We start from the raw sequence: 25,355 nt of genomic DNA, 5'->3' as shown, positions 1-25,355 counted from the left end.
CGGCAGGCGGTGCTCAGCCCGCGTCGGCCTGCGACGGCAGGGTCTTGCGCTCGATCTCGGCCACCGTCGGCACACCGGCGTTGCAGAAGACCTCGACCTCGATCGAGCGGGCGCCGCTGGTGAAGATCGCGTCGACGTCGTCGTCCGGACCGGTCTCGTAGCTCACGGTCGTCCACCCCCGGGCCGGGCGGGGCTCGACGCCGATGGCGGTGAAGCCCTGGCACTCCACGACGAAGCCGCCGAACTCGTCGCGCACGACCGTGCGGATGCTCTCGCCCTGCGGGTCGTAGGGGGCGTCGTCGTCCTGCTCGGCGTTGCGGATCAGCTCGTTGCTGCCCAGCGGCCCGCGGCCGCGGATGCTGTCGCCCAGCGAGGTCACCGCGAGCACGCCGATGGTCACGGCGAGCGCGGCGGCCAGGCCCCAGGCGAGGGCGTAGCCCACCACCCGGCGCCAGTCGCCCGTGCGCACCCCTGTGTCCACGCCTCCATGGTCGCGGATCCGGGCGCCGCCTGTCCCCAGGGGCACCCCAAGCGAGGGTTAAGGCCAGGCTAAGGCGCGCCGCGACCACGGTCCGGCGGGGTGAGCGCCGCCCGGGGCCCGATGGCCTAGGTTCGGCGGTGTGGCGCAGGTGCTGATCATCGAGGACGACGCGCGCATCCGCCCGCTGCTGATGCGCTCGCTGGGCGAGCGCGGCTACGCCGTCTCCTCCGCGCCCACCGGCATGCAGGGCCTCAGCATGGCCGTGGAGACCCGCCCCGACCTGGTGATCCTCGACCTCGGGCTGCCCGACGTCGACGGCACGCAGGTGCTCTCGATGCTGCGCTCGGTCAGCGACGTGCCCGTGATCGTGGCCAGCGCCCGCGACGACGACCCCACGCTGGTGAGCTGCCTCGACGCCGGTGCCGACGACTACGTCGTCAAGCCCTACACGACCGCCCAGCTCGAGGCCCGCATCCGCGCGGTCATGCGACGCGTCGGCTTCGGCGCGCGCGCACCACGCACCTCGCTGGTGGTGGGTGGGCTGGAGATCGACGTCGCCGCCCGTCGCACCACCCTCGACGGCGCCCCGGTCGACCTGAGCCCGCGCGAGTTCGACCTGCTGCGCCACCTCGCCGAGCGCGAGGGCGAGGTGGTCACCAAGAAGGAGCTCCTCACCGACGTGTGGAACCAGGCCTGGGGCGGCTCCGACAAGACCGTCGACGTGCACCTGTCCTGGCTGCGCCGCAAGCTCGGCGAGTCGGCCTCGCAGCCGCGCTACCTCCACACCGTGCGCGGGGTCGGGGTGCGCCTCGCCGCCCCCGAGGACACACCCCGGGCCGTGACCGGCACCGACACCGGCACCGACACCGGCGACGTCTGAGCCGATGCGCCGGAGCCTGACCCTCACCGTCGCCGCCGCGGTGTCGATGGTGCTGCTCGCCATGCTCGTGCCGATGGGACTGCTGCTGCGCAGCTACGCCCTCGAGGACCGGCTCTCCCGCGCCGCGCTGGAGGTGCAGGCCACCGAGACGGTGGTCGCGGGGCAGGACCCGGGCGCCGTGAGCGTCTACCTCGGCCTGGTCAACCGCGGCACCGGCACCACCACGACCGTGTTCTACCCACCCGACGCCGACCACCCCGAGGGCTACTCGGTGCCCGAGTCGGGCGCGGCCACGCGACGCGTCGTGGCCACCCGCAACACCGGCCTGGCCCGCGTCGACGACGTCGCGGGCGGCGCGGAGTTCCTGGTGCCGGTCTCGCTCAGCGGCAACACCGCCGCTCCCGGCAACACCCCGGTCATCCGGGTCCGCGTGGAGGCCCCCGGCCTGGAGTCGGGCATCCTGCGCATCTACCTCGCGCTGGTGGCCCTCGGGCTGGTCCTGCTGCTGGCCGCGCTCGCCCTGGCCGACCGGATCGGACGCGGCTTCGTGCAGCCCGTCCGCGCGCTCGCGGCGTACGCCGGGCAGCTGGGCGACCGCCGGCGGCCCGACCCGGTGACCCCGAGCGGGCCACTCGAGGTGCGCGAGCTCGCAGGCGCGATGAACCGGCTGGTCGGTCGCATCGAGGTGCTGCTCGCCCGCGAGCGCGACTCGGTCGCCGACGTGTCGCACCGGCTGCGGACGCCCATGACGGCGCTGCGCCTGCGTGTCGACTCCCTGGCCGACCCCGGCGACCGCGAGCGGCTCGGCGCCGACCTCGACGAGCTCGACGCCACGGTCGACCACGTGGTGCGCGAGGCCCGCCGCTCGCAGCGCGAGGGCCTGGTGCCCGAGGCCGACGCGGTCGCGGTGGTCACCGACCGCACGGACTTCTGGGAGGCGCTGGCCGAGGACCAGGGCCGCGCCCTCGCACTGGTCGTCCACCCCGACCTCGGTCCCGGTGGCGCCGTGCCGGCGCGGGTGCGAGCGGCCGAGGAGGACCTGCAGGCGCTCGTGGACGTGCTGCTCGACAACGTCTTCTCCCACACCCCCGACGGCGCCGACCTGCGCGTCGAGCTGGCCCCGCGTCCCGGCGGTGGGGTCCTGCTCCTCGTCGACGACGCCGGGAGCGGCTTCCCCGACGGCGTCGACGTCACCGCCCGCGGCACCTCGGGCGCGGGGTCCACGGGCCTGGGGCTGGCCATCGCCGTGCGCACCGCGGAGGAGTCGGGCGGCTCGCTGGCCCTGGAGCGCTCCCCCGCCGGCGGCGGTCGGGTGCGGGTCGAGCTCGGTCCGCCGACCTAGGGACGCTCGGAGGGCACGAGCGGCGCGGGCAGCACGACGACGGGGCCGCTCCCGGAGGAGCGGCCCCGTCGGGTGGTGCCGTGCGCGGTGCCACGCGCGGGGTGCCGTCAGGTCAGAGGGTGACCTTGGTGGAGCAGGTGGGGCTGCCGCCGACGCGGGTGGCGATGAAGCGGAAGGTGTCCTTGCCGGCGGTGTTGGGACGGGTGCGCTCGACGTCGATGTCGCCCTCGTTGTCGGCGCGGCGGGTGTCCTTGAAGATGACCTTGCCGTCCTGCTTGAGCACGAGCTTCCAGCGGGAGCCGGCCTTGACGTTGTCGAGGTCGCCCTGGATCTCGTACTGGCCGTCGTCGGTCTCGACGTCGAGGGAGAAGCGGCCGTCGCCGCAGACCCCGCCGCGCTCGACGGCGTGGGCGGGAGCCGCCACGAGGGTGGTGGCCGGGACGGCGACGAGGGCGGTCGTGGCGAGCAGGGCGGCGGTGCGCTTGATCATGGTGGGTCCTCCTGGGACGGGTGGTGCGGGGATGGGTGGATGGGTCCAGCGGGTGGAGCGGTTCGAGCCGGGTGGAGCGGGTCGAGCCGGGTGGAGCGGCTCGAGCGGGTGGAGCGGTGTGGAGCCGTGGTGGCGGCAGAGCCGTGGCCTCAGTCGAGGTCGACGGTGCAGGCCCCGCCGCCCTGGGGCGTGGCGACGACGCTGAAGACGGCGTCGGCGTCCTCGTCGCCGAGCACGTCGACGTCGAGCTCGGCGTCCTCGTCGGTGGTGCGCTCGCCGGAGAACAGCGCGGTGCCGTCCTGCTCGACGACGACCTCCCAGGCCTCGCCGGCGCTGGCCGACTGGAGCTCGAAGTTCACCTCGAGGTTGTCGTCGTCGTCCTCGGCGCTGAGCTCGTAGGTCGCGTTGCCGCAGGTGCCTCGGGTCTGCAGGTCGGTGCCGCCGCCGAGCATCGCCCAGGCGCCGCCTCCGACGAGCACGACCACGACGACCGCCGCGACGACCAGCAGGGCCTTCTTCATGTCTGTGTCTCCTCGTCTCGTGCTGACGAGGAAGAGACTGTCGCGACCAGCGCTAACCGCGAACCATGGATCCGCTAAGGCCGGGCTAAGGTCGCAGCGCCGGCGCCCGGCGCTGCTGACGGGCCGCTCAGCGGGGGACGTGCGCCTCGATCTCGGCCAGCCACGCGGCGGCCGAGGCGTCGGAGGGCATGCGCCAGTCGCCGCGCGGCGACATCGTGCCGCCGGCACTGACCTTGGGCCCGTTGGGCAGCGCGGAGCGCTTGAACTGGCTGGCGAAGAAGCGGGTCACGAAGACCTCCAGCCAGTGCCGCACGGCGGGCAGGTCGTACGCCGCCCGCCGCTCGACCGGGTGCCCGGCGGGCCACTGGCCGGCGTCGGCGTCGCGCCAGGCGTGCCACGCGAGGAACGCCACCCGGCTGGGACGCATGCCCAGGCGCAGCACGTGGTGGAGGGTGAAGTCCTGGAGCGGGTAGGGCCCCACGGTGTCCTCGGTGGCCTGCGGGCGCTCGCCCTCGGTGGTCGGCACGAGCTCGGGGGTGATCTCCTGCAGCACGATCTCGCGCAGCAGGGCGTTGGTCTCCTCGTCGAACTGGTCGCTGTCGGCGACCCAGCGGATGAGGTGCTGCACGAGGGTCTTGGGCACCCCGGCGTTGACGTTGTAGTGCGACATCTGGTCGCCCACGCCGTAGGTGCACCAGCCCAGCGCGAGCTCGGAGAGGTCGCCGGTGCCGACGACGATGCCGCGGCGGTGGTTGGCCAGGCGGAAGAGGTAGTCGTAGCGCAGCCCGGCCTGGACGTTCTCGAAGGTCACGTCGTAGGCGGGCGCGCCGTCGCTGAAGGGGTGGTCGAGGTCGCGCAGCATCTGCTCGGCGGCCGGGCGGATGTCGAGCTCCTCGAAGGTGACGCCGAGGGAGGCGGCCAGCCGGGTGGCGTAGGACTTCGTGACGTCGCCGGTGGCGAAGCCCGGCATGGTGAAGGCGTGGATGTCGCTGCGCGGTCGCCCGAGGCGGTCCATGGCGCGCGCGGCCACGATGAGGGCGTGGGTGGAGTCGAGGCCGCCGCTGACGCCGATGACGGCCTTGGGCTGGCCGATCGCGGTGAGGCGCTGCTCGAGGCCGAAGACCTGGATGGCGTAGGCCTCGTAGCAGTCCTGCGCGAGGCGCGCCGGGTCGTTGGGCACGAAGGGGAAGCGGTCGACGGCGCGGCGCAGCCCGACGTCGCCGGTGGGCGGGTCGAGGGTGAAGGAGACGGTGCGGAAGGCCTCGACCCGCTCGGCGTGGGTGCGGCGGTTGTCGTCGAAGGTGCCCTGGCGCAGCCGCTCCTGGCGCAGCCGGTGGAGGTCGACGTCGGCCACGGTGCGCACGGGGCCCCGGGCGAAGCGCTCGCCCTCGGCCAGCAGGTCGCCGCACTCGTGCACGAGGGTCTGGCCGTCCCAGGACAGGTCGGTGCTCGACTCGCCCTGGCCGGCGGCGGCGTAGACGTAGGCCGCGGAGCAGCGCGCGCTGGCGCTGCGCACCAGCAAGTGGCGGTCCTCGGCACGGGCGACCGTGATCGGGCTGCCGGAGAGGTTGGCCAGGACCGTGGCACCGGCGAGGGCGGCCTCCGCGCTGGGCGGCACGGGCACCCACATGTCCTCGCAGACCTCGACGTGGAGGGTCAGCCCGCGCACGTCCTCGGCCGTGAAGAGCAGGTCGGGACCCAGCGGCACGTCGTGGCCGCCGAGGCGGAGGGTGGCTCCGCGCCGGTCGTCGCCGGGGGCGAAGTGGCGTCGCTCGTAGAACTCCCGGTAGGTCGGCAGGTGCGACTTGGGTGCCACGCCCAGCACCCGGCCGCGGTGGATCACCACGGCGCAGTTGAGCACGCGCGTGCCGTGCACCAGCGGGGCCCCGACCACGAGCACCGGCAGCAGGTCGACCGACCCGGCGCGCACGGTCTCGATCGCGTCCTCGACGGCCTCGAGGAGCACGTCCTGCAGCAGGAGGTCCTCGATGGAGTAGCCCGAGAGGCACAGCTCGGGGAAGACGGCCACGGCCACGGCGTCGTCGTGGCAGGCCCGGGCCTGCTCGAGCACCCGCGCGGCGTTGGTCGCCGGGTCGGCGATCGCGACGGGCACCGTGCAGGCCGCGACCCGAGCGAAGCCCTGGGCGTAGGCCGAGTAGAAGTCCACGGCGCCCATCCTAGGGATGCCCGCGCCGGGGACCTCCCCGGCCGGACCGCTCAGCGCCGGGTGCCGTCGGGGAAGCCGTGCGGGTTGCGCGACTGCCAGTACCAGGTGTCGGCGCACATCTCGTCGACGGTGCGGGTGGCCTCCCAGCCCAGCTCCTCGCGGGCCCGGGTGGCGTCGGCCCACATGCGGGGCAGGTCGCCGGGGCGCCGGCCGACCACCTCGTAGGGCAGCTCGCGGCCCACGGCCCGCTCGAAGGCGTGGAAGAGCTCCATCACGCTGGTGCCGTGCCCGGTGCCGAGGTTGAAGGCGCGCGCGGGCTCGGCCATGTCGTCGAGGTGCTCCAGGGCGGCGACGTGGCCGGCGGCGAGGTCCATGACGTGGATGTAGTCGCGCTCGCAGGTGCCGTCGTCGGTGGGGTAGTCGTCGCCGAAGACCGAGAGCCGCTCGCGCCGGCCCACCGCGACCTGGGCGATGAACGGCATGAGGTTGTTCGGGATGCCCTGCGGGTCCTCGCCGAGGTCGCCCGAGGGATGGGCGCCCACGGGGTTGAAGTAGCGCAGCAGCGCCGTGCGCTGGCCCGGGGTCGCGGCCGCGACGTCGGAGAGCACGTGCTCGATCATCACCTTGGAGCGGCCGTAGGGGCTCAGGGCGCTGAGGTCGGCGTAGTCCTCGTGGAAGGGCAGGGGGGCCTTGTCGCCGTAGACGGTGGCCGAGGAGGAGAAGACGAGGCGGTGCACGTCGTGGCGGCGCATGGCCTCGACGAGGGAGAAGGTGGAATCGAGGTTGTTGCGGTAGTACTCCAGCGGCTTCGCGACGCTCTCCCCCACGGCCTTGAAGCCGGCGAAGTGGATCACCGCGTCGATCTCCTCCACCGCGAAGAGGTGGGAGGTCTTGTCGACGTCGGTGAGGTCGATGGCGTGCAGCGGCACGTGGCGCCCGGAGAGCGCCTCGAGGCGGGCCACGACCGTGGGCTTGCTGTTGGAGAAGTCGTCGACCACCACGACGTCGTGGCCGGCCTCGATGAGGGCGAGGACGGTGTGGGACCCGATGTAGCCGGCACCGCCGGAGACCAAGACGCGCATGGGGAGGAACCTACCGAGGCCGGCGCCGATGACTTCCCCGCCCCGCCGTGGTCTGCCCCCGCATGAGCCTCAGCACAGGAGACAGGCCCGCCGGCAGCATCACCCCCTGCCTGTGGTTCGACCACGAGCTGGAGGAGGCGGCGTCCTTCTACACCGCGATCTTCCCCCGGTCCTCGGTCGGCCACCTGTCGCGGTACGGCGAGGGCGCCCCGATGCCCGCGGGCACGGTGATGGCCGGGGAGTTCACCCTCGACGGCCTCACCTTCCGCGCGATCAACGGCGGACCGCTCCACGCCGGCTTCACGCCGACGGTCTCCTTCAGCATCGCCTGCCGCGACCAGGCCGAGGTCGACCACTACTGGCGGCGCCTCGGCGACGGCGGGGAGGAGTCGCGGTGCGGGTGGCTGACCGACCGCTTCGGACTGTCCTGGCAGGTGGTGCCCGACCGGCTCGGCGAGCTGCTCTCCGACCCCGACCCCGCACGGGCCGGAGCCGCGATGCAGGCCATGCTCGGCATGCGGCGCATCGTCGTGGCCGAGCTCGAGGCCGCGGCCGACGCGGCCGGCCGGCCCGTCACCTGACGTCGGGCGGCGTCGGTGTGAGCACCACCACCCGCTCGCGCACCTGCCGCCCGGCCACCTCGCGCCCCTAGCCTGGGAGCAGTCCGTGGACTCCATCCGGGAGCCGCGAGATCGCAGCCGAAGGAGCTCGTCATGAGCACGCCCAGCCCCGGTTCGCCCGGGTCGCCCGACCCGTCCGTGCCGTCGTCCGCCGCACCCGAGGAGCCCGCGCCCTACGGCACCGGCCCGGCCGCCCCCACCGCGCCCACCGCAGCCGCCGCACCCGCCCCGGCACGACGCGTGCGCACCCACCACCTGCGCGAGATGAAGCAGCGCGGGGAGCGGATCACGATGCTCACCGCCTACGACCAGTACTCCGCGCAGACCTTCGACGAGGCCGGCATCGACGTCCTGCTCATCGGCGACTCCGCCTCCAACAACGTGCTCGGCAACGAGACCTCGCTGCCGGTCACCGTCGACGAGCTGCTGCCGCTCACCCGCGCCGTGGCCCGCTCGGCGCGGCGCGCGATGGTGCTCGGCGACCTGCCCTTCGGCTCCTACCAGGGCTCGCCGCAGCAGGCCTACGACACCGCCGTGCGCTTCATGAAGGAGGGGGGCGCCCACGCCGTGAAGCTCGAGGGCGGAGCCGAGATGGCGCCCCAGATCGAGCTGCTCACCCGCGGCGGCGTGCCGGTGATGGCCCACATCGGCTTCACGCCCCAGAGCGAGCACACCCTCGGCGGCTACCGCGTGCAGGGCCGCGGCGACACCGCCGCCCGGGTGCTGGCCGACGCGCGGGCGGTCGAGGCCGCCGGCGCCTTCGCCGTGGTCATGGAGATGGTGCCCGGCGACGTCGCCGGCGAGGTCAGCCGTGCGTTGGGCATCCCCACGATCGGCATCGGGGCCGGCCCCGAGTGCGACGGCCAGGTGCTGGTGTGGCAGGACGCCCTGGGTCTGCGCACCGGGCGGATGCCGCGCTTCGTCAAGCAGTACGCCGACCTGCACGGCGTCATGCTCGACGCGGCCCGTGCCTACGCCGCCGACGTCAGGGGCGGCACCTTCCCCGGCCCCGAGCACACCTTCTGACGCGACCTCCGGGCAGCACGAGACAGCCCGCGCGCCGCTCCCCCCGGAACGTCGTGCGGGCTGTCCCCGTGTGTCCGACGACGGGGGCGCTGTGGCCCCCCAGCCACGTGGTCCCCCGGGAGCGCGCGACCCTCCGTCGCCTTCTCCGTCGGCAGCCGGTCCGTCCCCCCGGAAGGTCCGGCTGATGGGTAGAACACTACGGACGTCAGGCCCACGGCCGGTCCACGCAGCGGTGACACGACCCCACCGGTTCGGTAACACGACGCCCGGCACCGCAGCGCCCGGCGGGCGCTCCTCCACACGAGATCCACCGATCGGGTGGATGCCTCCGGGCGGGTCGCGCCGTAGCGTGGCGCCATGGCCCCTCTCGGACTCCGCCGCCCCACCCGCCCCGCCGGCGGTCCCGCCCACCGTGGCGGCCGCCTGAGCGCGTGCGCCGCCGCCCTGCTCGCCGCCGCGCTCCTCGCCCCCGCGGCACCGACCGCCCAGGCGGCACAGGCGACGCCCGACGGCCAGGGCCCCACGGACTCCCGCACCGCGGCTCCCGGGAGCACCGCCGACCCTCACCCCGCCCCCGTCACCGCACCCCGGGCCGTGCCGCGGCTGAGGGTGTCGCGGGTGGCCTCCGGTCTCGACCACCCGTGGGACGTGCGCTCCATCGGCGAGGGGCGCCTCCTGGTGACCCAGCGCGACCGCGCCGCGCTCACCGTGGTCGAGGGTGGCGAGACCCGCGACGTCGACTTCCCCTCCGACCAGGTGTGGGTCTCCGGGGAGACCGGCCTCATGGGCCTGGAGGTCGACCCCCGCTTCGCCGACAACGGGCGCTTCTACACCTGCCAGGGCGCCACGACCTCCGGCGGCGGCCACGACGTGCGCGTGGTCGCCTGGACCCTCGACGACGCCGCCACCACCGCGACCCGCGCCAAGGTGCTCCTCAAGGGCCTGCCCGCCTCCTCCGGGCGCCACGGCGGCTGCCGGCTCCTCGTCGCCCGCGACGGCTCGCTGCTCGTCGGCACGGGCGACGCCGCGGTCGGCACCAACCCCCGCGACCTGACCTCGCTGGGCGGCAAGACCCTGCGCCTCGACCGCCGCACGGGCGCCCCCTGGCCCGGCAACCCCTTCCCCGGTGCGAAGGTGCGCAGCAAGCGCTACGTCCACACCTACGGCCACCGCAACGTGCAGGGCCTGGCCCAGCGCGCCGACGGCAGCCTGTGGTCGGTGGAGCAGGGCAGCTTCCGCGACGACGAGGTCAACAAGCTCCGCAACGGCGGCGACTACGGCTGGCACCCCGTCCCCGGCTACAACGAGCAGGTGCCGATGACCGACCGGTCGCTGCCCGGCACCCAGGTCGCCGCCCGGTGGCGCTCGGGCCCCTCGACCGTCGCCACCTGCGGTGCCACCTTCGTGCGCGGGAAGCAGTGGGGCGCCCTGCGGGGCGCCCTCGCCGTGGCGGTGCTCAAGGACACCGAGGTGCTCTTCCTGACCTTCGACGCGCGGGGTGACCTGCGCAAGGTCCGCGCCCCCGCGGCGCTGAAGGAGCACGGCCGCATCCGCCAGGTCACCCAGGCCCCCGGCGGCGCGCTGCTGCTGACCACCGACAACGGCGACGGGAACGACGTCGTGCTGCGGGTCACCCCGGCCTGACCGGACCCGGCCCGACCCCGGCCCGACCCCGGCCCGACCCCGGCCGCATCCGGATCACCCCTTGGGGCGATCAGGCACGCTCGGCACCACCTCGCCCCCGCACCAGGAGACCCGGTGGACCAACAGACCCTGATCAACGCAGCCCTCGTGCTGGCCTTCGTGCTCGTCGGAGGGGTGTTCGCCGGCACGGAGATCGCGCTGGTCTCCCTGCGCGAGAGCCAGGTCAGCGACTTCGAGAAGCGCGGCGGGCGCGCCGGACGCGTCGCCCACGTCGCGCGCCAGCCCAACCGCTTCCTCGCCGCCGTGCAGATCGGCGTGACCGTGGCCGGCTTCTTCTCCGCCGCCTACGGCGCCTCGACGCTCGCGCCCGACTTCGCGCCCTTCCTCGTCAGCGCGGGCCTGCCCGAGGCGGCGGCCGACACCGCCGCCCTGGTCCTGCTGACCCTCGTGGTGGCCTACGTCAGCCTCGTGCTGGGCGAGCTGGTGCCCAAGCGCATCGCGCTGCAGCGCTCCGCCGGCGTCGCCCTGGTCGTCGGGCCGCCGCTCGACCGCTTCGCCAACCTCATGCGCCCGGTGATCTGGCTGCTGTCGAAGTCGACCGACGCCGTGGTGCGCCTGGTCGGCGGCGACCCTCACGCGGCCTCGGAGGAGATGAGCGAGGACGAGCTGCGCTACATGGTCGACCAGCACGAGGGCCTCGGCGAGAGCGAGCGCCAGATCCTCGTCGACGTCTTCGACGCCGGCGACCGCACGCTGGTGGAGGTGATGCGGCCCCGCGCCGACGTGACGGTGCTGCGCGTCGAGGACACCGTGGCCCAGGCCTTCGCCACGATCCGCGACAACCCCTTCTCCCGCTACCCCGTCATCGGGCGCGACGTCGACGACGTGCGCGGCTTCGTGCACGTGCGCGACCTCTTCGGCGCCGACCCCGACGACCCCACCGACACCGTCGAGCAGCACCTGCGCGCGGTGACCCACCTGCCCGGCACCAACCGGGTGCTGCCCACCCTGACCTGGATGCGCAAGCAGCGGGCCCACCTCGCGGTCGTCGTCGACGAGTACGGTGGCACCGACGGCATCGTCACCCTCGAGGACCTGGTCGAGGAGCTGGTCGGCGAGATCGACGACGAGTACGACGACCCCGCGACCCACCAGCGCACCTCCGACGACGGCGAGGTCGACGCCGCGCTGACCATCGAGGAGTTCGCGACCCAGACCGGCGTGGAGCTGGCCGACGGACCCTACGAGACGGCCGCGGGCTACGTGCTGCACCGCCTCGGGCGCATCCCGGACGTCGGCGACGACCTCGCTGTCGGTGGGCACACCCTCGTCGTCACCGGCCGCGAGGGCGCGCGCCTGACCCGGTTGTCGGTGAAGCAGACCGAGCCCGGGCCGGGGGCGGGCACAGCGACCACGGCCGACGCCTGAGCCCGGGGCGGCCCCGTCGGGGGGCTAATCCGCCCAGCCCCACCAGGCCGCCCCCGCGACGACCGTCGCGAAGAGCACCACGAAGCCGACCACCGGCACCCACGGCACCCAGCCGGGGTGCAGGCTCCACCAGGCCGCGGCCACCAGCAGCAGGAGGGCCCAGAAGGCCAGCAGCAGGGCCTGGCCCCACCACGGCGTGACCGGGCCGCTCGCGGCGTACAGGAAGAAGACCGCGGCCATGCCGGCCATGCCGACGAAGGGCCACGGGGAGGCGGCGTCCGCGCGGCGCGGCGGGCGACCGGGTCGGCCCCGCCCCCCGCCCCAGCCGGGGGCCACCGTCAGCGGGGGTCCCCGCCGGCGGCGGGGGCGTCGTCGTTCCAGTCCGGGTCGCCGTCCCAGTCCTCGTTGCGCTGGGCCGCCTTCTCCAGGGCCCGCTCGGCCTCGGCCCGCGTGGCGTAGGGCCCGAGCCGGTCCTTGCTGGGGCTCAGGTCCTCGGTGGTCTCCACCCGGTGGAGCTTGACGTTGAACCAGTACTCGCCGTCGCTGTCAGCCATGGGGGCGAAACTACACTTCACGCCCGTGACCCCTCCCGCAGCCGCCCCCGTGACCCCGGCCGCCGTCAGCCCGCGCCGCCCGGTGCCCGCCCACATCGTGCGCCCCGAGTACGTCGACCGCCCCGCCCCCGCTCCCTTCGAGGGCAGCGAGGTCAAGGACGCCGAGACCATCGAGCGCATGCGCGCGGCCTGCCGCCTGGCCGCGCAGGCCCGCGAGACCGTCGGCGCGGCGGTGCAGCCGGGGGTCACCACCGACGAGCTCGACCGCCTCGGCCACGAGTTCCTGTGCGACCACGGCGCCTACCCCTCCACGCTCGGCTACCGCGGCTTCCCCAAGTCGCTGTGCTCCAGCGTCAACGAGATCGTCTGCCACGGCATCCCCGACAGCCGCGTGGTCGAGGACGGCGACATCGTCAACATCGACATCACCGCCTACCTCGACGGCGTGCACGGCGACACCAACGCCACCTTCCTCGCCGGCGACGTCGACGAGGAGTCGCGGCTGCTGGTCGAGCGCACCCGCGAGGCCCTCGACCGGGCGATCAGGGCGGTCAGGCCCGGCCGACGGCTCAACGTCATCGGCCGGGTGATCGAGACCTACGCCCGTCGCTTCGACTACGGCGTGGTCCGCGAGTTCACCGGCCACGGCATCGGCACCCACTTCCACGCCGGGCTCGTGGTGCCGCACTACGACGACCCGCACTACGACGACGTCATCAACGTGGGCATGACCTTCACCATCGAGCCCATGCTCAACCTCGGCACCCACGAGTGGACGATGTGGGACGACGGCTGGACGGTGGCCACCAAGGACCTACGGCGCTCGGCGCAGTTCGAGCACACCCTCCTCGTCACCGCCGACGGCGCCGAGGTCCTCACCCACCCCTGAGCCCGCCCCCGCCGCCGCACGCGAGCCCCGGCGCCGGCGCCACGCGTGGGGCAGCAGCACACCCCCCACCACGAGCACCCCGCCGAGCACCTCGGCCAGCGCGGGGGTCTCGCCCAGCACCAGCCACGCGGTCGTGATGCCGGTGACCGGCACCAGCATCGAGAAGGGCGCGACCGCGCTGGAGGGGTTGCGCCGCAGCAGCAGCGTCCACAGCCCGCTGCCGACCAGGGTGCCGACCACCACGGTGTAGAGCAGGCCGAGGTTGGCCGCGGCCGCCTCGGGCGCGGCGCCCGGACCCACGGCGGAGCCGAGCGACGCGAGGATCCGGTCCGGCCCCTCGACCAGGAGCGAGAGCGCCAGCATCGGCAGCGGGGGCACGACCGTCATCCACAGCATGAGCGCGAAGGGTGAGGCGCCCGCCGGCCCGGCCTGGGCCTGGGCCTGGCGCGAGGCGATGTTGCCCAGGGCCCAGCCCAGCGCCCCCAGCAGCACCAGCACCGTCGGCAGCAGCGAGACCGTCAGGCCGCGGTAGGCCGCGATCACCAGCAGCCCGGCCATGGCCACCGCGATGCCGACCCAGGTCGCGCGGGAGGGGCGCTCGCCCAGGCACGCCGCCGCGATCAGCACCGTGAAGGGCGCGGAGGCCTGGAGCACCAGCGAGGACAGCCCGACCGGCATGCCGGCGGCCATGCCGGCGTAGAGGAACACGAACTGGAGCACGCCGAAGCCCACGCCGTAGCCGACCAGCCAGCGCGCGGGCACCTGCGGGCGCCGCACCAGCAGCAGCGTGGGCACCGCGATCACGGCGAAGCGCAGCGCGACCAGGAACATCGGCGGGTAGTGCTCCAGGGAGGCGTGGATGGCCAGGAAGTTCACGCCCCAGCAGACCGAGACGAGCACGGCGAGCAGGGCGTCGCGGCGGGTCACCGGCGGTCCACCCGGAGCGGGACGTGCGTGAGGGTCATGCACCCAGCCTGGGGCCACCCACCGTGAAGGTCCATGTCATCATGCTGCAGCGACTGCGTAGTCTTCCTTCATGGACGTCCCGACCGGGCAGACCCCGCCCCCGCGCCACCTCGACGTCCGCCGGCTGGGGCTGCTGCGCGACCTCGAGCGGCTCGGCACCGTCACCGCGGTGGCCCGGCGCGCCCACCTGACCCCCACGGCGGTCTCCCAGCAGCTCAAGACCCTGGAGCGCGAGGCCGGCGCCAGCCTGCTGCGCCGGGTCGGTCGCCGCGTCGAGCTCACCGACGCCGGCCGGGTGCTCTGCGAGGCCGCGGGCGAGGTCGAGCAGGCGCTCGAGCGCGTGCAGGCCCGGTGGGACGACTACCACGGCGAGGTGCGGGGCACCGTGCGGCTCAGCGTCTTCCCCACCGCCGCGCAGGGTCTGCTCCCCCACCTGCTCACCGCCCTCTCCCGCCACCCCGGTCTGGAGCTGGAGGTGGTCGAGGCCGACCTCCACGGCGACGAGTACGCCGCGCGCACCGACCTCGCCGACGTCGTCCTGGCCCACCGTGCGTCGGTCGACGGCGCGTGGTCGGGCGCGGTGTCGCAGGCCCTGTGGCGACGGCGCGGCGTGCGGGTGGTCGACCTGGTCGAGGAGCCGCTCGACGTGGGTGTGCCGCCCGGCCACCCCCTGGCCGGCACCACCCGGCCGGTCCGGGTCGAGGACGTGCGCGCCGAGACCTGGGTCGGGGTGCCGGCCGGCTGGCCCTTCGACCGGGCGCTGCTGGCGTGGTTCGCCGCCGCGGGCGCCCCGGCGCCGCAGGTGACCCACCGCTTCGCCGACCTGCGCACCCAGCAGGCGCTCGTGGGTGCCGGGCACGGCCTCGCCCTGCTCCCGCGCCACGCCGCCCGCCTGGGTGACACGGCCTCGGGAGCCGCCCCGGAGGCGGGTTCGGAGGCCGGCTCGGGGGCGGGCAGGCCGGTGCTGCTGCCCACCGCCGCGCCCGTGCAGACCCGGCGCATCGCCGCGCTCGCCCGCGCCGACCAGGCCGAGCGGGCCGCGGTGCGGGTGGTGCTGGAGGCGCTGCGCGAGGTGGCGCCGCGCTACTGCGGGCACGCCGCTGTCCCGACGGCCCCGACGGCCCCGACGGTCCGCGGCGACCGCGGGGACGGCTGACCCACCCCAGGCCCCGAGGCCAGGTCAGGTCGGGGTCAGGTCGGGGTCAGGTCAGGTCGTCGAAGGACCGCTCGCCGGCCTCGGCGAGGCGCCGCTCGACGCGCAGCACCGCGACCTCGTGCTCGGGGTCGCCCGACATCGCCGCGGCCAGCCGCAGGTGGGGCAGGGCGTCGGCGAGGCGGCTCTGGCGCTCCAGGGCGCGCCCCAGCGCGTGACGCGCCCACAGGTCGTCGGGCTTCTCCTCCACCAGGCCGGCCAGCTCGGCCTCGGCCTTCGTCAGCTGGGCGCGCAGCAGGTACGCCCAGGCGCGCAGGGTCCGCAGCCCCGAGCTGGTCGGGTCGAGGGCGAGCGCGGGCTCGAGCACGGCGAGCGCCTCGGCCGGTGCGCGGCGCACGAGCAGGTCGTGGGCGACACGGTAGGCGGACTCCGCGCCGGTCTGGCCGGGGAACACGAGGGGCGGGGGCACCAGGTCGTCGGAGGACACGCCCCCACGGTACGTTCTCTCCTGCGGACGGGCTGGCCGGGCGACCGCGTCGTCTCCCTCGGGAGGCGCCGAGGAAGGTCCGGGCTCCTCAGGGCGTGGTGGTGGGTAACGCCCACCCGGGGTGACCCGCGGGACAGTGCCACAGAGAACAGACCGCCGCCGAGGGCTCCGGCCCGAGGCGGTAAGGGTGAAACGGTGGTGCAAGAGACCACCAGCGCCCCGGGCGACCGGGGCGGCTAGGCAAACCCCACCTGGAGCAAGGTCAAGAAGTGCGGAGCCGCGAGGCCCCGCACGCGTGCACGTCTGAGGGTGACCCGCCCGAGTGCACGGGTAGACCGCTGGAGGCTGTCGGCAACGGCAGTCGTAGATGGATGGTCGCCGCCGGCGCGAGCCGGCACAGAACCCGGCCTACAGGCCAGCCCGTCCGCACCCCGGGGTCCGCTGCACCGCGCGTGCCCCTTCACCCCGGGACGCCGAGGTCCTAGGGTCGCGAGATGCCCGAGTTCACCTGGCTCCCGGCCCACCGCGCCTCCGCCGAGGACATCGCGGCCGTGTTCGCGGCGGGCGGGGCGAGCAGGTGCCGCTGCCAGGGCCTGAAGGCGCCGGGCTGGATCTGGCGCGACACCACCCAGGAGCAGCGGGAGGCGGCGCTGGTCGCGCAGACCGCCTGCGGCACCGACGGCCCGACCTCCGGCCTCGTCGGCTACGTCGACGGCGAGCCCGCCGGCTGGGTCGCCGTCGAGCCGCGCGAGCACTACCCCCGCATCTGGAGCCGCAAGCAGCCCTGGATGCGTCAGGACCCCGAGCTGTCCGGCGTCTGGTCGGTGACCTGCTTCGTGGTGCGGTCGGGCTGGCGCAGGACCGGTCTCACCTACGAGCTCGCCGCGGCCACCGTCGAGTACGGCGCGCAGGTCGGCGCCCACGTCCTCGAGGGTTACCCGATCGAGCCCGCCCCCGGGCGCACCGTCATCTGGGACGAGGCGTCGGTCGGGCTGCTGCAGGTCTTCCTCGAGGCCGGCTACGAGGTCGTCTCCTCCCCCACGCTGCGGCGCCGCGTCGTGCGGCACCGGCTGTCCACCGGGGCCTGAGCCGAGCCCGCGCCTCGTCCGGGGCCGGAGCCCCGGGTCGGGGCGCGGCGCGCGTGGTGCCCGCACCACCCCGGGGGGCCTCGCGTGCGGGTCGGCGTCCGTGCTTGGGTGACCCATGACCAGACCCCGCGTGCTCGCGATCGTCCAGGCCGGCGGCGCCGGTGGGCGCATGGACGTGCTGACCCGGGAGCGCGCCAAGCCCGCGCTGCCCGTGGCCGGCGTCCTGCAGCTCGTCGACTTCCCGCTCTCCAACCTCACCCACAGCGGCATCAGCGACGTGTGGCTCTCGGTGCAGTTCCAGGGCGGCACGCTCGAGGAGGAGGTCGCCAACGGACGCCCGTGGGACCTCGACCGCACCCGCGGCGGCCTGCGGCTGCTCATGCCCGAGGAGGGCACCGGCAGCCTCGACGAGGAGGGCTTCGCGCGGGGCAACGCCGACGAGCTCTACCGGCTGCGCCACCAGATCACCGGCTTCGGCGCCGACGTCCTGCTCGTGATGAGCGCCGACCACGTCTACACCTACGACTACGCCGAGCTCGTCGCCGCCCACCTCGACCGTGGCGCCGAGTGCACCCTGCTCACCAGCGAGGTCGACCCCTCCGAGGCGGGCGACCACGGGGTCGTCGAGGCCGACGACGACGGCCTCGTCACCGGCTTCGCCTACAAGCCCGACGAGCCCGCGACCTCGGTGGTCTCGACCGAGGTCATCGCCTACGACCCGGTCGTGCTGGTGGAGGTGCTCGAGGAGCTGCACCGCGAGCTCGGCGCCGACAGCCCGGCCGGCGACTCCGGGCTCGACGACTTCGGGGACCACCTGGTGCCGCGGCTGGTCGAGCGGGGCCGCACCCGGGCGCTGGCCCTCGACGGCTACTGGCGCGACCTGGGCGAGCCCCACAAGTACCTGCGCACCCACCACGACCTGCTCCTCGACGACCAGGGGGTGCTGGGTCGCGCCGACTGGCCGATCCTCACCCGCCAGCCACAGCGCTCGCCGGCGCGGCTGCGCGACGGCGCCGACGTCGTCGACAGCCTCGTCTCCCCGGGCTGCCAGGTCGCGGGGTCGGTGCACCGCAGCGTGCTGGGGCCCGGGGTGGTCGTCGAGGAGGGCGCGATCGTCACCGACAGCGTGCTCTTCGCCGACTCCGTGGTCGGTGCCCGCAGCGCCGTGCACGACGCCGTCGTCGACGTGCGCTGCCGCGTGGGCGTCGGCGCCATGGTCGGGGCGCCCCGCGAGACGGCCTCGCGGCCCGACCCCGAGCACGTCGTGCTGCTCGGCCGCGAGTGCACGGTCGGCGAGGGCGTGGTGCTCGAGCCCGGTGCGCGGCTGGAGCCCGGCACCACCGCCTGAGCGCACGGCCCCGACGTACGTCACACTGCTCACCTGCCGCCGACCGGCGGCGCCGACGGAAGGAACCCCATGGCCACCTACGACGCCGACCTGCAGGCCGCGGTCGACTCCACCTCGGTCGCCTACGCGACCGGCCAGACCGAGCTGCTCGACTACCTGCGCGGCGAGCTGGCCCAGCGCGACATCGAGACCTCCGACGAGGACTGGCTGCACCGCATGGTCGAGGGCATCAAGGCCGACCGCGGCTTCATGATCGACAGCGAGCCGTCGGACTACGAGCGCCCGCGCCGCGACACCTGAGCCCCGTCGGGACGCTTCTGACCGGGTCCCCGGCCAGAAATGTCCGATCGGAGGAGTGATCGCCCCCGCGCGCTGGGGAGAGTAGGACCCACGGCCCCCCGGGTGGCTGCGACGCGGCTCGCGTTCCCCCCGGCACGAGACGCGGCAGACCCGGGGGCCGGCCTACCTCGCCCCACGACGCTCCCGCGGCGGCAGCGCTCACTCCACCAGCGCGAACCCGACCCTCCCGGTCGTCACGTCGGCGCTCTCCAGCCTGACCCGTACGTCGGCCCCGAGCGGCAGCTCGCCCGCCGCCGTGACCGTGGCCTCCACGGCGGGGTCGGCCACCACGACGGTGCCCCGGTGACCCTCGTCGTCGACCGAGACGACCACGCCGGCCATCTCCTCGCCTACGCGCCCGGCGAGCACCCCGGCCTCCACCAGGTCGAGCACCGCCCGCTCGTAGCGGCCGGCGAGCTGGCCCGAGCGCTGCAGCGTGCGCGGCAGCTCGTGGAGCTCGGCCAGCACCCACGCGGGCACGTCCTCCCCCGCGCACAGCGCGACGCACACCTCCCCGGCGTACCGGTCGCCCAGGCGGCGCAGCGGCGCCGTGACGTGGGCGTACTCCGAGGCCAGCGCGGCGTGCTGCGGGTCGGCCGGCACCTCGCCGTCGAAGCCGACGTAGCCGCTACCGCGCAGCAGCCGGGTGCAGGCCACGACCATCGCGGCGTGCGCGGGCAGCGACGGGTCGAGGGAGCGGACGAAGTCGGGGTAGAGCTGCTCGGCGGGCCACTCGACGCCCAGCGCGCGGGCGGTGCGGTGCAGCCGCTGCACGTCGCGCGGGTCCGGCGGCGGCAGGGTGCGCAGCAGGCCGACGCGGCCGTACACCATGAGCGCGGCGGCTGCGAAGCCGGTGAGCAGGGAGAGCTGGGCGTTCCACTCCTCCACCGGCAGCTGCCGGCGGAACTCGAGGTGCCAGGTCTCGCCGTCGACGTCGACCTCCTGCTCGGGCAGCGGCAGCGACACCCCGCCGCGCGCGGCCTCGCGCGCCAGGCGGATCGGCCCGAGCTCGGCCAGGACCCGCAGCGAGTCGGCCGCGCTGCCGTCGTCGATCGCGGCCTGGGCCTGCTCGTAGGACAGCTGGGCGGTCGAGCGCACCCGGGCCCGCTCGACCACGACGTCGGTGCGCTCGCCCTCGGCGCTCAGGGTGATCGTCCACAGCAGCGCGGGCCGCACCTGCCCCGGCAGCAGGGAGGCGGCGTCCTCGCTGAGCACCCGCGGGTGCAGCGGCACCTTCGCGTCGGCGGCGTAGAGGGTCTCGCCGCGGCGGTGGGCCTCGACGTCCACGGGGTCGCCGGGGGTCACGAAGGCCGCGACGTCGGCGATCGCGTAGTGCACGACGAAGCCGCCGTCGTCGCTGCGCTCGAGGTGCAGCGCCTGGTCGAGGTCGCGCGCGCCCTCGGGGTCGATGGTCAGCAGCGGCAGGTCGGTGCGGTCGAGGTCGGGCAGCCGGGGCGCAGCGGCCGCGCGCGCGGCAGCCTCCTCGACCTCGGCCGGGAAGGCCTCGGTGACCTCCAGCTCCTCGCGGATGCGGTCGATCCCGGCGCGCAGCCGGGTCGCGGCTACCCCGTCGTCGGAGGAGCGGACCCGGACCACGCGGTTGCTGGGCATGCAGGCACCATAGCGACGTGCTGATGCTGCTGCCCCCCAGCGAGGGCAAGACCGCGCCGCGGCGTGGCAAGCCCCTCGACCTCGGGTCCCTCTCCTCCCCCTCGCTCACCCCCGCCCGCGAGCGCGTCGTCGACGCGCTGGTCGCCCTGTGCGAGGGCGATCCCGAGGCGGCGGCCCGCACCCTCGACGTCGGCTCCACCCAGCTCGACCTCGTCGACCTCGACCGGCGCCTGCGCGAGAGCCCCACGGCGCGCGCCGACCAGGTCTACGCCGGGGTCGTCTACGACGCGCTCGACGCCGCCACCCTCTCCCCCGCCGCCCGGCGCCGCGCCGCCACCCGGCTCGCGGTCGTCTCCAGCGTCTTCGGCCTGGTGCGGCCCGCCGACCGGATCCCCGCCTACCGGCTCTCCGGCGGCACCTCGCTGCCCGGTCTCGGCCCCGTCGCCGGGGTGTGGCGCGAGGCGCTGGGCCCGGCCGTGCTCGACGCCGTCGGCGACGGCCTGCTCGTCGACCTGCGCTCCTCGACGTACGCCGCCTTCTGGCGCCCCTCGCCCGAGGAGGCGCGCCGCGTGGCCACCGTGCGCGTGCTCCACGAGGTCGACGGGGTGCGCAAGGTGGTCAGCCACTTCAACAAGGCCACCAAGGGTCGCCTCGTGCGCGGGCTGCTCGAGGACGGCGCCAACCCCCGCACCCCGGCGCGGCTCGCCGAGGCGCTGCACGACCTCGGCTGGACCGTCGAGGTCGGCGACCCCGGACCCCAGGGCACCCGCCTCGACGTGGTCGTCGCCGCCCTCTGACCGGCCGCGAGCTCACCGGGGCCCCTGCCGCTGCGCCGGGAGACCGTGGGGCCCGCCCGTCGCCCCTGCGTCCAGGGCTCACGGTCACGCGTGCGGTCGGCACCGTCCACGGTGCGGCTCGCACGGCGCTCCGCCGGTGATCGCACGGCGCTCGATCGGATGCCGACGGAGTGCTCGGCAGCGAGCCCGACTGGTCACCCGACGGAGCACTCGGCGCCGAGCCCGACCGGCGAGGGCGCCAGCCGCTCGGCAGCGAGGTCGAGCGGCGAGAGCGCCAGCCGCTCGGCAGCGAGCCCGAGCGGCGAGGGCGCCAGCCGCTCGGCAGCAAGGTCGGCCGGTCACCCGACCGGGACGCACGCCAGCAAGGTCGACCAGTCACCCGACCGGGACGCACGCCAGCAAGGTCGACCAGTCACCCGACCGGGACGCACGGCAGCAAGGTCGACCGGTCACCCGACCGGGGCGCACGGCAGCAAGGTCGACCGGTCACCCGACCGGGGCGCACAGCAGCAAGGTCGACCGGTCACCCGACGGGGCGCACGGCAGCGCGCCCGACCGGCGAGCTCGCCAGCCGCTCGACGAGTCGCTGGCGTCCCGCGGGGGTGAAGCAGGACGCCCGCAGCAGCGCGGTCCACGCGCGCACCGTCGCCGGGTCGTGCTCGCGCCCCAGGGCCAGGTCGACGTCCCGCACCACGGCGCCGGGCCGCGCGACGAGGTCGCCCGAGGTGTAGGCGCGGCGCGACCACCCGGCGCGGGCCAGTCGGCGGTCGCGGCGCAGGTCGTCGGCGTGCTGGGGCGCCTCGCGGTGGTGGGCTCCGTCGTACTCGTGCAGCACCGTCGTCCCGACCAGCCACAGGTCGCCGCGGGCGACCAGGCCGGAGTCGTCGCGCACCTCGTGCTGGCTCGCGACCTCGGCCCCGCACACGTGGTGCAGCACCCGCAGCACGCTCTCCCACGCCGACTCCGCCCCGGCGTCGGACAGCGCGGCGGCGCGACGCAGCGCCGGGAGGCCCCGGCGCCCGGTGAGGTCCGCGAGCCCGTCGAGGCAGGAGGCGTCCTCGCGCAGCGCGGCGTCCACGAGGACCACCAGGTCCAGCAGCGCGAGGTCGCACGCGCACGCCAGGAGCACGTCGAGCGCGGGCGCCACCCTCAGCCCGCGCACGTCCTCGACCCGCGGCCGCGCCAGGCGGATCGTGCGCAGCCCGGGGCGGATCGGACGCACGCCACGCCGGCCCATGCAGACCACCACCGGCAGGCCGGCGGGGAGCGGCGGCAGGGACCAGCCCCGCACCGCGGCGCCGGTGAGATGGGTCAGCCCGCCCGACGGCGGCACCAGCAGCAGCCACGCGGCCAGCTCGTCGTCGTCCCCGGCCGACGCCGGCACGTGCAGGCCGTGCGCCACCTGACGCCACCCGACGCCGCGCCGGCGCCCCCGCACGGCGCCGGCGTCGGGCTCGTGGGGGCCGTCGGGGGCGGGACCGCTCGCGAGGCTGGACATCCCCGGATCCTTCCCACTCCGAGCCCCTCGGTCCCGTCCACGGCGGCACCCTGTGGACAAGCACCCGGACGTGGCGTCGTGCGACGAGCCCACGGCTCTCCGAGCTGTCGTCTGCCGCCACTTCCCGCGGGCCACCGACCTGGAGTGTGCCGCCCTGTCCCCACGGGCCATCAACCCGSTGGCGGCGRCCACCACCAGCCACCCGGCGCCGAGACCCGCAGCGGACCCGGCCGCACCACCGAGACCCGGACGACGTCCGACTCGGCGGCCCCGCCCACTCAGAAGTGGCGGCGAACGACAGGCYCACGSCCCTCCGACCTGCCGTCTGCCGCCACTTCACGCACGCCGCCGATCCGGCAGCAGCGACGACCACCACCAGCCACCCGGCGCCGCSACCCGCAGCAGSACSCGGCCGCACCSCCGACACCCRGACGACATCCGACCCGGCAGCCCCGCCCACTCAGAAGTGGCGGCGAACGACAGGCCCACGACCCTCCGACCTGCCGTCTGCCGCCGCTTCCCGCACGCCGCCAATCCGGCAACAGCGACCACCACCAGCCACCCGGCGCCGAGACCCGCAGCGGACCCGGCCGCACCACCGACACCCGGACGACGGGCGACCCGGCGGACCCGCCCACTCAGAAGTGGCGGCAAACGACAGGCCCACGACCCTCCGACCTGCCGTCTGCCGCCACTTCCCGCACGCCGCCAATCCGGCAACAGCGACCACCACCAGCCACCCGGGGCCAAGACCCGCAGCAGCACGCGGCCCACACCGCCGAGACCCGGACGACATCCGACCCGGCAGCCCCGCCCACTCGGAAGTGGCGGCGAACGACAGTCCCAGGGCCCTCCGACCTGTCGTCTGCCGCCACTTCCCGCACGCTGCTGATCGGGCAACATCAGCGACCACCACGACCCACTCGGGGCCGAGACGCCCCGGCAGGTAGCTCGGCCCGCCGCACCAGCACACCCTCGACAGCCGACCCCGGCGCCCACCGCCCACCAGCCCACCGCCCGCGGCCGCCTGCGGCGTCCGCGCCGGCTACCAGCGACCGGGGTCGAGGCTGGCCTGGTCGCCGGGGGGCAGGGCGTTGTAGAGCCGCATCGAGCCGCGGGGGGCGGAGGGCTCGTCACCGGGGTAGAACGACAGCACCGAGATCGACGCCGGCGAGAGCTCCATGCGGAAGACCGCGCCGAGGGGCGCGTCGACGGCGTGCGCGACCAGCGTCTTGATCGGCGTCACGTGGCTGACCACCACCACGGTGCGCCCGGCGTGCTGCTCCAGCACCCGACCGAGACCGGCGAGCACCCGCTCCTGCACCACGGCGAAGGACTCCCCGCCGGGCGGCGGCACGTCGAGCGAGCCGAGCCAGGCGTCGAGACCGGCCTGGTCGCGCTCGGCGACCTCGGCGAAGGTCAGGCCGTCCCAGGCGCCGAACTCCATCTCCGCGAAGCCGGCCTCGGTCTCGACCGGGAGGCCGAGCCGCTCGGCGACGATCGCGGCCGACTCCCGGGTGCGGCGCACCGGCGAGGCGACGACGGCGTCGACCCGGTCGCCGAGCCCGCTCAGCCAGTCGGCGGCGGCGCGCACCTGGGCGCGGCCCTCCTCGCTCAGCCCGGGGTTGTCGCCGCCGAGACCGCCGGAGAAGCGCTTGGCCGCGGTGTGCGGGGTGACGCCGTGGCGCAGCAGCACCAGGGTCGTCGGCGGGCCGCCGGGGCCCGACCAGCCGCGCGCGGGCGCCGAGCGCTCGACCTCCTCCACCAGCGACTCGTCGTGCTCCTGGGCCGGCGCACCCGCCCCGGCGTACCCCGGAGCCACGGTGACGCCGTCGCGCCGACCGTCGAGCGCCTCGTTGGCGAGCCGGTCGGCGTGGGCGTTCTGCGCCCGCGGCACCCAGGTGTACGTCGTGCCCGCCGGTGCCAGCGTCCTCGCCTCGGCCGCCAAAGGCACCATGTCGGGGTGCTTGATCTTCCAGCGCCCCGACATCTGCTCGACGACCAGCTTGGAGTCCATCCGCGCCTCGACCGTGGCGCCGGGCGCGAGGTCGCGGGCCAGGCGCAGGCCCGCGATCAGCCCGGAGTACTCCGCGACGTTGTTGGTCGCCACCCCCAGGCGCGCGGCGTCCTCGGCGACGACCTCGCCGGTGTCGGCGTCGGTGAGCACGGCGCCGTAGGCCGCCGGCCCGGGGTTGCCCCGCGAGCCGCCGTCGGCCTGCACGACCACCCGGCGGGGCGCCGGCGTGGGAGCAGCGGTCACAGGCCCGACTCGGCGGTGCGCACGAGGATGCGCGAGCACTCCTCGCAGCGCACGACGGTGTCGGCGGGGGTGGAGCGGATGACGGCGATCTCGGCGTTGTCGATGCCGAGCTGGCAGCCGGTGCAGCGACGCTGGTGAAGCCGTGCGGCGCCCACGCCGCCCTTCTGGGTGCGCAGCTTCTCGTAGAGCGCCAGCAGGTCCTCGGGCAGGCCCTCGACCGACGGGCCGCGCTGGGCCTCGACGTCGACGAGCTGGGTGTCGATGACGCCGGCCTTCTCGTCACGCGCCTCGGTGAGCGTGGCCAGGCGCGTGTCGATGGTCTCGACCTGGGCGGTGAGCGAGTCGAGGGTCGCCTGGGCCTGCTCGAGGCGCTCCATGACCTCCAGCTCGTCATCCTCGAGGCTGGCGATGCGTCGCTCGAGGGAGGTGAGCTCGTGGCCCATGCGCTCGAGGTCCTTGGGGTTGGTGATGAGCCCCTGGTCCATCCGGTCGCGGTCGCGGGTGCGGCGGGCCTTGACCTGCTCGACGTCGGCGTCGACCTTGGCCTGCTCGGCCTGCAGGTCGTCGACCACGATCCGTGCGTCGCGGGCCTGGTCGTCGAGCTGCTTGCGCTGCGTGGTGAGGTCGGCGATCTCGGCCAGCTCGGGCAGGTGGGAGCGCAGGTGGCGCAGCTGGTCGGCGCGG

25 protein-coding genes and 1 other RNA gene are annotated in these 25,355 nt (G+C 75.2%); 13 read left to right on the top strand and 13 right to left on the bottom strand.

Translation table 11 applies throughout. The annotated features are described in order from the left end of the window. Positions 1-13: 13 nt before the first annotated feature. Positions 14-481, bottom strand: coding sequence for a hypothetical protein (locus ASF50_RS07660; protein ID WP_156718142.1), 468 nt, complete (start codon positions 479-481; stop codon positions 14-16). 139 nt (positions 482-620) lie between these two features. Between ASF50_RS07660 and ASF50_RS07655 the strand changes: the two genes are divergently transcribed. Both ASF50_RS07655 and ASF50_RS07650 read left to right on the top strand, forming a co-directional pair. Further along, entirely contained in the window at positions 621-1,361 is a 741-nt protein-coding gene (locus ASF50_RS07655) for a response regulator transcription factor (RefSeq protein ID WP_056903956.1), read from the top strand. Between the two features lie 4 nt (positions 1,362-1,365). Next, positions 1,366-2,703, top strand: a complete 1,338-nt coding sequence (locus tag ASF50_RS07650) for a sensor histidine kinase (protein ID WP_056903955.1) — start codon at positions 1,366-1,368, stop codon at positions 2,701-2,703. A gap of 112 nt (positions 2,704-2,815) precedes the next feature. On the opposite strand, the gene ASF50_RS07645 is transcribed toward ASF50_RS07650, so the two are convergent. The 4 genes from ASF50_RS07645 to galE all read right to left on the bottom strand — a co-directional run bounded on the left by ASF50_RS07645 (position 2,816) and on the right by galE (position 6,963). Then, positions 2,816-3,193: a hypothetical protein gene (locus ASF50_RS07645; RefSeq protein WP_056864285.1), complete on the bottom strand. Its 378-nt coding sequence runs from the start codon at positions 3,191-3,193 to the stop codon at positions 2,816-2,818. Between the two features lie 149 nt (positions 3,194-3,342). After that, the gene (locus ASF50_RS07640; RefSeq protein ID WP_056903954.1) at positions 3,343-3,714 is read right to left on the bottom strand and encodes a hypothetical protein; all 372 of its coding nucleotides are present in this window, start codon (positions 3,712-3,714) and stop codon (positions 3,343-3,345) included. Between the two features lie 127 nt (positions 3,715-3,841). After that, a complete protein-coding gene (locus ASF50_RS07635; protein WP_200920045.1) occupies positions 3,842-5,890 on the bottom strand; it encodes an NAD(+) synthase in 2,049 nt (682 codons plus the stop codon). A gap of 41 nt (positions 5,891-5,931) precedes the next feature. After that, positions 5,932-6,963, bottom strand: a complete 1,032-nt coding sequence (galE, locus tag ASF50_RS07630) for a UDP-glucose 4-epimerase GalE (RefSeq protein WP_056864283.1) — start codon at positions 6,961-6,963, stop codon at positions 5,932-5,934. Between the two features lie 62 nt (positions 6,964-7,025). Between galE and ASF50_RS07625 the strand changes: the two genes are divergently transcribed. The 4 genes from ASF50_RS07625 (at position 7,026) to ASF50_RS07610 (ending at position 11,681) form a co-directional block, all read left to right on the top strand. Continuing rightward, positions 7,026-7,544 carry a VOC family protein gene (locus tag ASF50_RS07625; protein WP_056903952.1) on the top strand — a complete coding sequence of 173 codons (519 nt, stop codon included), beginning with the start codon at positions 7,026-7,028 and terminating at the stop codon, positions 7,542-7,544. A 132-nt stretch (positions 7,545-7,676) separates the two neighbouring features. Next, complete coding sequence (gene panB / locus ASF50_RS07620) at positions 7,677-8,609, top strand: 3-methyl-2-oxobutanoate hydroxymethyltransferase (protein ID WP_056903951.1); 933 nt, start codon at positions 7,677-7,679, stop codon at positions 8,607-8,609. Between the two features lie 357 nt (positions 8,610-8,966). After that, on the top strand, positions 8,967-10,253 hold the full coding sequence (locus tag ASF50_RS07615; RefSeq protein ID WP_056903950.1) for a PQQ-dependent sugar dehydrogenase: 1,287 nt from the start codon (positions 8,967-8,969) through the stop codon (positions 10,251-10,253). Between the two features lie 114 nt (positions 10,254-10,367). After that, on the top strand, positions 10,368-11,681 hold the full coding sequence (locus ASF50_RS07610; protein WP_056903949.1) for a hemolysin family protein: 1,314 nt from the start codon (positions 10,368-10,370) through the stop codon (positions 11,679-11,681). Positions 11,682-11,705: 24 nt separating this feature from the next. On the opposite strand, the gene ASF50_RS07605 is transcribed toward ASF50_RS07610, so the two are convergent. Next, a complete protein-coding gene (locus tag ASF50_RS07605) occupies positions 11,706-11,930 on the bottom strand; it encodes a hypothetical protein (protein ID WP_156697876.1) in 225 nt (74 codons plus the stop codon). 89 nt (positions 11,931-12,019) lie between these two features. After that, positions 12,020-12,235: a hypothetical protein gene (locus ASF50_RS07600; RefSeq protein ID WP_056864277.1), complete on the bottom strand. Its 216-nt coding sequence runs from the start codon at positions 12,233-12,235 to the stop codon at positions 12,020-12,022. 25 nt (positions 12,236-12,260) lie between these two features. On the opposite strand from ASF50_RS07600, the gene map reads away from it, so the two are divergent. Further along, positions 12,261-13,124 carry a type I methionyl aminopeptidase gene (gene map / locus ASF50_RS07595; protein WP_235557584.1) on the top strand — a complete coding sequence of 288 codons (864 nt, stop codon included), beginning with the start codon at positions 12,261-12,263 and terminating at the stop codon, positions 13,122-13,124. On the opposite strand, the gene ASF50_RS07590 is transcribed toward map, so the two are convergent. Beyond that, positions 13,050-14,051 carry an EamA family transporter gene (locus tag ASF50_RS07590; protein ID WP_082502854.1) on the bottom strand — a complete coding sequence of 334 codons (1,002 nt, stop codon included), beginning with the start codon at positions 14,049-14,051 and terminating at the stop codon, positions 13,050-13,052. The two genes, map and ASF50_RS07590, sit on opposite strands and share 75 nt — an antisense overlap. A gap of 109 nt (positions 14,052-14,160) precedes the next feature. Here ASF50_RS07590 and ASF50_RS07585 point away from each other — a divergent pair, with 109 nt between their 5' ends. After that, complete coding sequence (locus tag ASF50_RS07585) at positions 14,161-15,246, top strand: LysR family transcriptional regulator (RefSeq protein WP_056903947.1); 1,086 nt, start codon at positions 14,161-14,163, stop codon at positions 15,244-15,246. A 46-nt stretch (positions 15,247-15,292) separates the two neighbouring features. Here ASF50_RS07585 and ASF50_RS07580 read toward each other — a convergent pair whose 3' ends face one another. Further along, positions 15,293-15,730 carry a tetratricopeptide repeat protein gene (locus tag ASF50_RS07580; RefSeq protein WP_082502852.1) on the bottom strand — a complete coding sequence of 146 codons (438 nt, stop codon included), beginning with the start codon at positions 15,728-15,730 and terminating at the stop codon, positions 15,293-15,295. 28 nt (positions 15,731-15,758) lie between these two features. On the opposite strand from ASF50_RS07580, the gene rnpB reads away from it, so the two are divergent. The 4 genes from rnpB (at position 15,759) to ASF50_RS07565 (ending at position 18,466) form a co-directional block, all read left to right on the top strand. After that, an RNA gene (gene rnpB / locus ASF50_RS09290) (RNase P RNA component class A) lies at positions 15,759-16,157 on the top strand. 67 nt (positions 16,158-16,224) lie between these two features. After that, a complete protein-coding gene (locus ASF50_RS07575) occupies positions 16,225-16,818 on the top strand; it encodes a GNAT family N-acetyltransferase (protein ID WP_056903946.1) in 594 nt (197 codons plus the stop codon). 115 nt (positions 16,819-16,933) lie between these two features. Further along, positions 16,934-18,166: a glucose-1-phosphate adenylyltransferase family protein gene (locus ASF50_RS07570; protein ID WP_056903945.1), complete on the top strand. Its 1,233-nt coding sequence runs from the start codon at positions 16,934-16,936 to the stop codon at positions 18,164-18,166. A gap of 69 nt (positions 18,167-18,235) precedes the next feature. Continuing rightward, the gene (locus tag ASF50_RS07565; protein WP_056864272.1) at positions 18,236-18,466 is read left to right on the top strand and encodes a hypothetical protein; all 231 of its coding nucleotides are present in this window, start codon (positions 18,236-18,238) and stop codon (positions 18,464-18,466) included. Positions 18,467-18,664: 198 nt separating this feature from the next. Here the strand turns inward: ASF50_RS07565 and ASF50_RS07560 are convergent, their stop codons facing one another. Then, positions 18,665-20,116: an RNB domain-containing ribonuclease gene (locus tag ASF50_RS07560; RefSeq protein WP_056903944.1), complete on the bottom strand. Its 1,452-nt coding sequence runs from the start codon at positions 20,114-20,116 to the stop codon at positions 18,665-18,667. A gap of 23 nt (positions 20,117-20,139) precedes the next feature. Here ASF50_RS07560 and yaaA point away from each other — a divergent pair, with 23 nt between their 5' ends. Then, positions 20,140-20,913 (top strand): peroxide stress protein YaaA, encoded by a 774-nt coding sequence (yaaA, locus tag ASF50_RS07555; RefSeq protein WP_235557583.1) that lies wholly within the window; start codon positions 20,140-20,142, stop codon positions 20,911-20,913. Between the two features lie 523 nt (positions 20,914-21,436). Here the strand turns inward: yaaA and ASF50_RS07550 are convergent. The 3 genes from ASF50_RS07550 to ASF50_RS07540 all read right to left on the bottom strand — a co-directional run bounded on the left by ASF50_RS07550 (position 21,437) and on the right by ASF50_RS07540 (position 25,243). Beyond that, the gene (locus ASF50_RS07550) at positions 21,437-22,411 is read right to left on the bottom strand and encodes a hypothetical protein (RefSeq protein ID WP_056903942.1); all 975 of its coding nucleotides are present in this window, start codon (positions 22,409-22,411) and stop codon (positions 21,437-21,439) included. A gap of 1,045 nt (positions 22,412-23,456) precedes the next feature. Continuing rightward, positions 23,457-24,671 (bottom strand): bifunctional RNase H/acid phosphatase, encoded by a 1,215-nt coding sequence (locus ASF50_RS07545; protein ID WP_056903941.1) that lies wholly within the window; start codon positions 24,669-24,671, stop codon positions 23,457-23,459. Continuing rightward, positions 24,668-25,243 (bottom strand): zinc ribbon domain-containing protein, encoded by a 576-nt coding sequence (locus ASF50_RS07540; RefSeq protein WP_235557582.1) that lies wholly within the window; start codon positions 25,241-25,243, stop codon positions 24,668-24,670. The genes ASF50_RS07545 and ASF50_RS07540 overlap by 4 nt, the downstream gene beginning before the upstream one ends. Positions 25,244-25,355: the final 112 nt, after the last annotated feature.

Source organism: Nocardioides sp. Leaf307, from assembly GCF_001423135.1.
In the GTDB taxonomy this organism is placed as follows: Bacteria; Actinomycetota; Actinomycetes; order Propionibacteriales; family Nocardioidaceae; genus Nocardioides; species Nocardioides kribbensis.
This window is presented reverse-complemented; position numbering and strand designations above follow the sequence as displayed.

Excerpts from the sequence above, each read along its gene's own strand:
- ASF50_RS07650 (WP_056903955.1), top strand. The coding sequence starts at position 1,366 with ATGCGCCGGAGCCTGACCCTCACCGTCGCCGCCGCGGTGTCGATGGTG.
- ASF50_RS07645 (WP_056864285.1), bottom strand. The coding sequence starts at position 3,193 with ATGATCAAGCGCACCGCCGCCCTGCTCGCCACGACCGCCCTCGTCGCC.
- ASF50_RS07640 (WP_056903954.1), bottom strand. The coding sequence starts at position 3,714 with ATGAAGAAGGCCCTGCTGGTCGTCGCGGCGGTCGTCGTGGTCGTGCTC.
- ASF50_RS07635 (WP_200920045.1), bottom strand. The coding sequence starts at position 5,890 with ATGGGCGCCGTGGACTTCTACTCGGCCTACGCCCAGGGCTTCGCTCGG.
- galE (WP_056864283.1), bottom strand. The coding sequence starts at position 6,963 with ATGCGCGTCTTGGTCTCCGGCGGTGCCGGCTACATCGGGTCCCACACC.
- ASF50_RS07625 (WP_056903952.1), top strand. The coding sequence starts at position 7,026 with ATGAGCCTCAGCACAGGAGACAGGCCCGCCGGCAGCATCACCCCCTGC.
- panB (WP_056903951.1), top strand. The coding sequence starts at position 7,677 with ATGAGCACGCCCAGCCCCGGTTCGCCCGGGTCGCCCGACCCGTCCGTG.
- ASF50_RS07615 (WP_056903950.1), top strand. The coding sequence starts at position 8,967 with ATGGCCCCTCTCGGACTCCGCCGCCCCACCCGCCCCGCCGGCGGTCCC.
- ASF50_RS07605 (WP_156697876.1), bottom strand. The coding sequence starts at position 11,930 with ATGGCCGGCATGGCCGCGGTCTTCTTCCTGTACGCCGCGAGCGGCCCG.
- ASF50_RS07600 (WP_056864277.1), bottom strand. The coding sequence starts at position 12,235 with ATGGCTGACAGCGACGGCGAGTACTGGTTCAACGTCAAGCTCCACCGG.
- ASF50_RS07585 (WP_056903947.1), top strand. The coding sequence starts at position 14,161 with ATGGACGTCCCGACCGGGCAGACCCCGCCCCCGCGCCACCTCGACGTC.
- ASF50_RS07575 (WP_056903946.1), top strand. The coding sequence starts at position 16,225 with ATGCCCGAGTTCACCTGGCTCCCGGCCCACCGCGCCTCCGCCGAGGAC.
- ASF50_RS07570 (WP_056903945.1), top strand. The coding sequence starts at position 16,934 with ATGACCAGACCCCGCGTGCTCGCGATCGTCCAGGCCGGCGGCGCCGGT.
- ASF50_RS07565 (WP_056864272.1), top strand. The coding sequence starts at position 18,236 with ATGGCCACCTACGACGCCGACCTGCAGGCCGCGGTCGACTCCACCTCG.
- ASF50_RS07560 (WP_056903944.1), bottom strand. The coding sequence starts at position 20,116 with ATGCCCAGCAACCGCGTGGTCCGGGTCCGCTCCTCCGACGACGGGGTA.
- yaaA (WP_235557583.1), top strand. The coding sequence starts at position 20,140 with ATGCTGCTGCCCCCCAGCGAGGGCAAGACCGCGCCGCGGCGTGGCAAG.
- ASF50_RS07550 (WP_056903942.1), bottom strand. The coding sequence starts at position 22,411 with ATGTCCAGCCTCGCGAGCGGTCCCGCCCCCGACGGCCCCCACGAGCCC.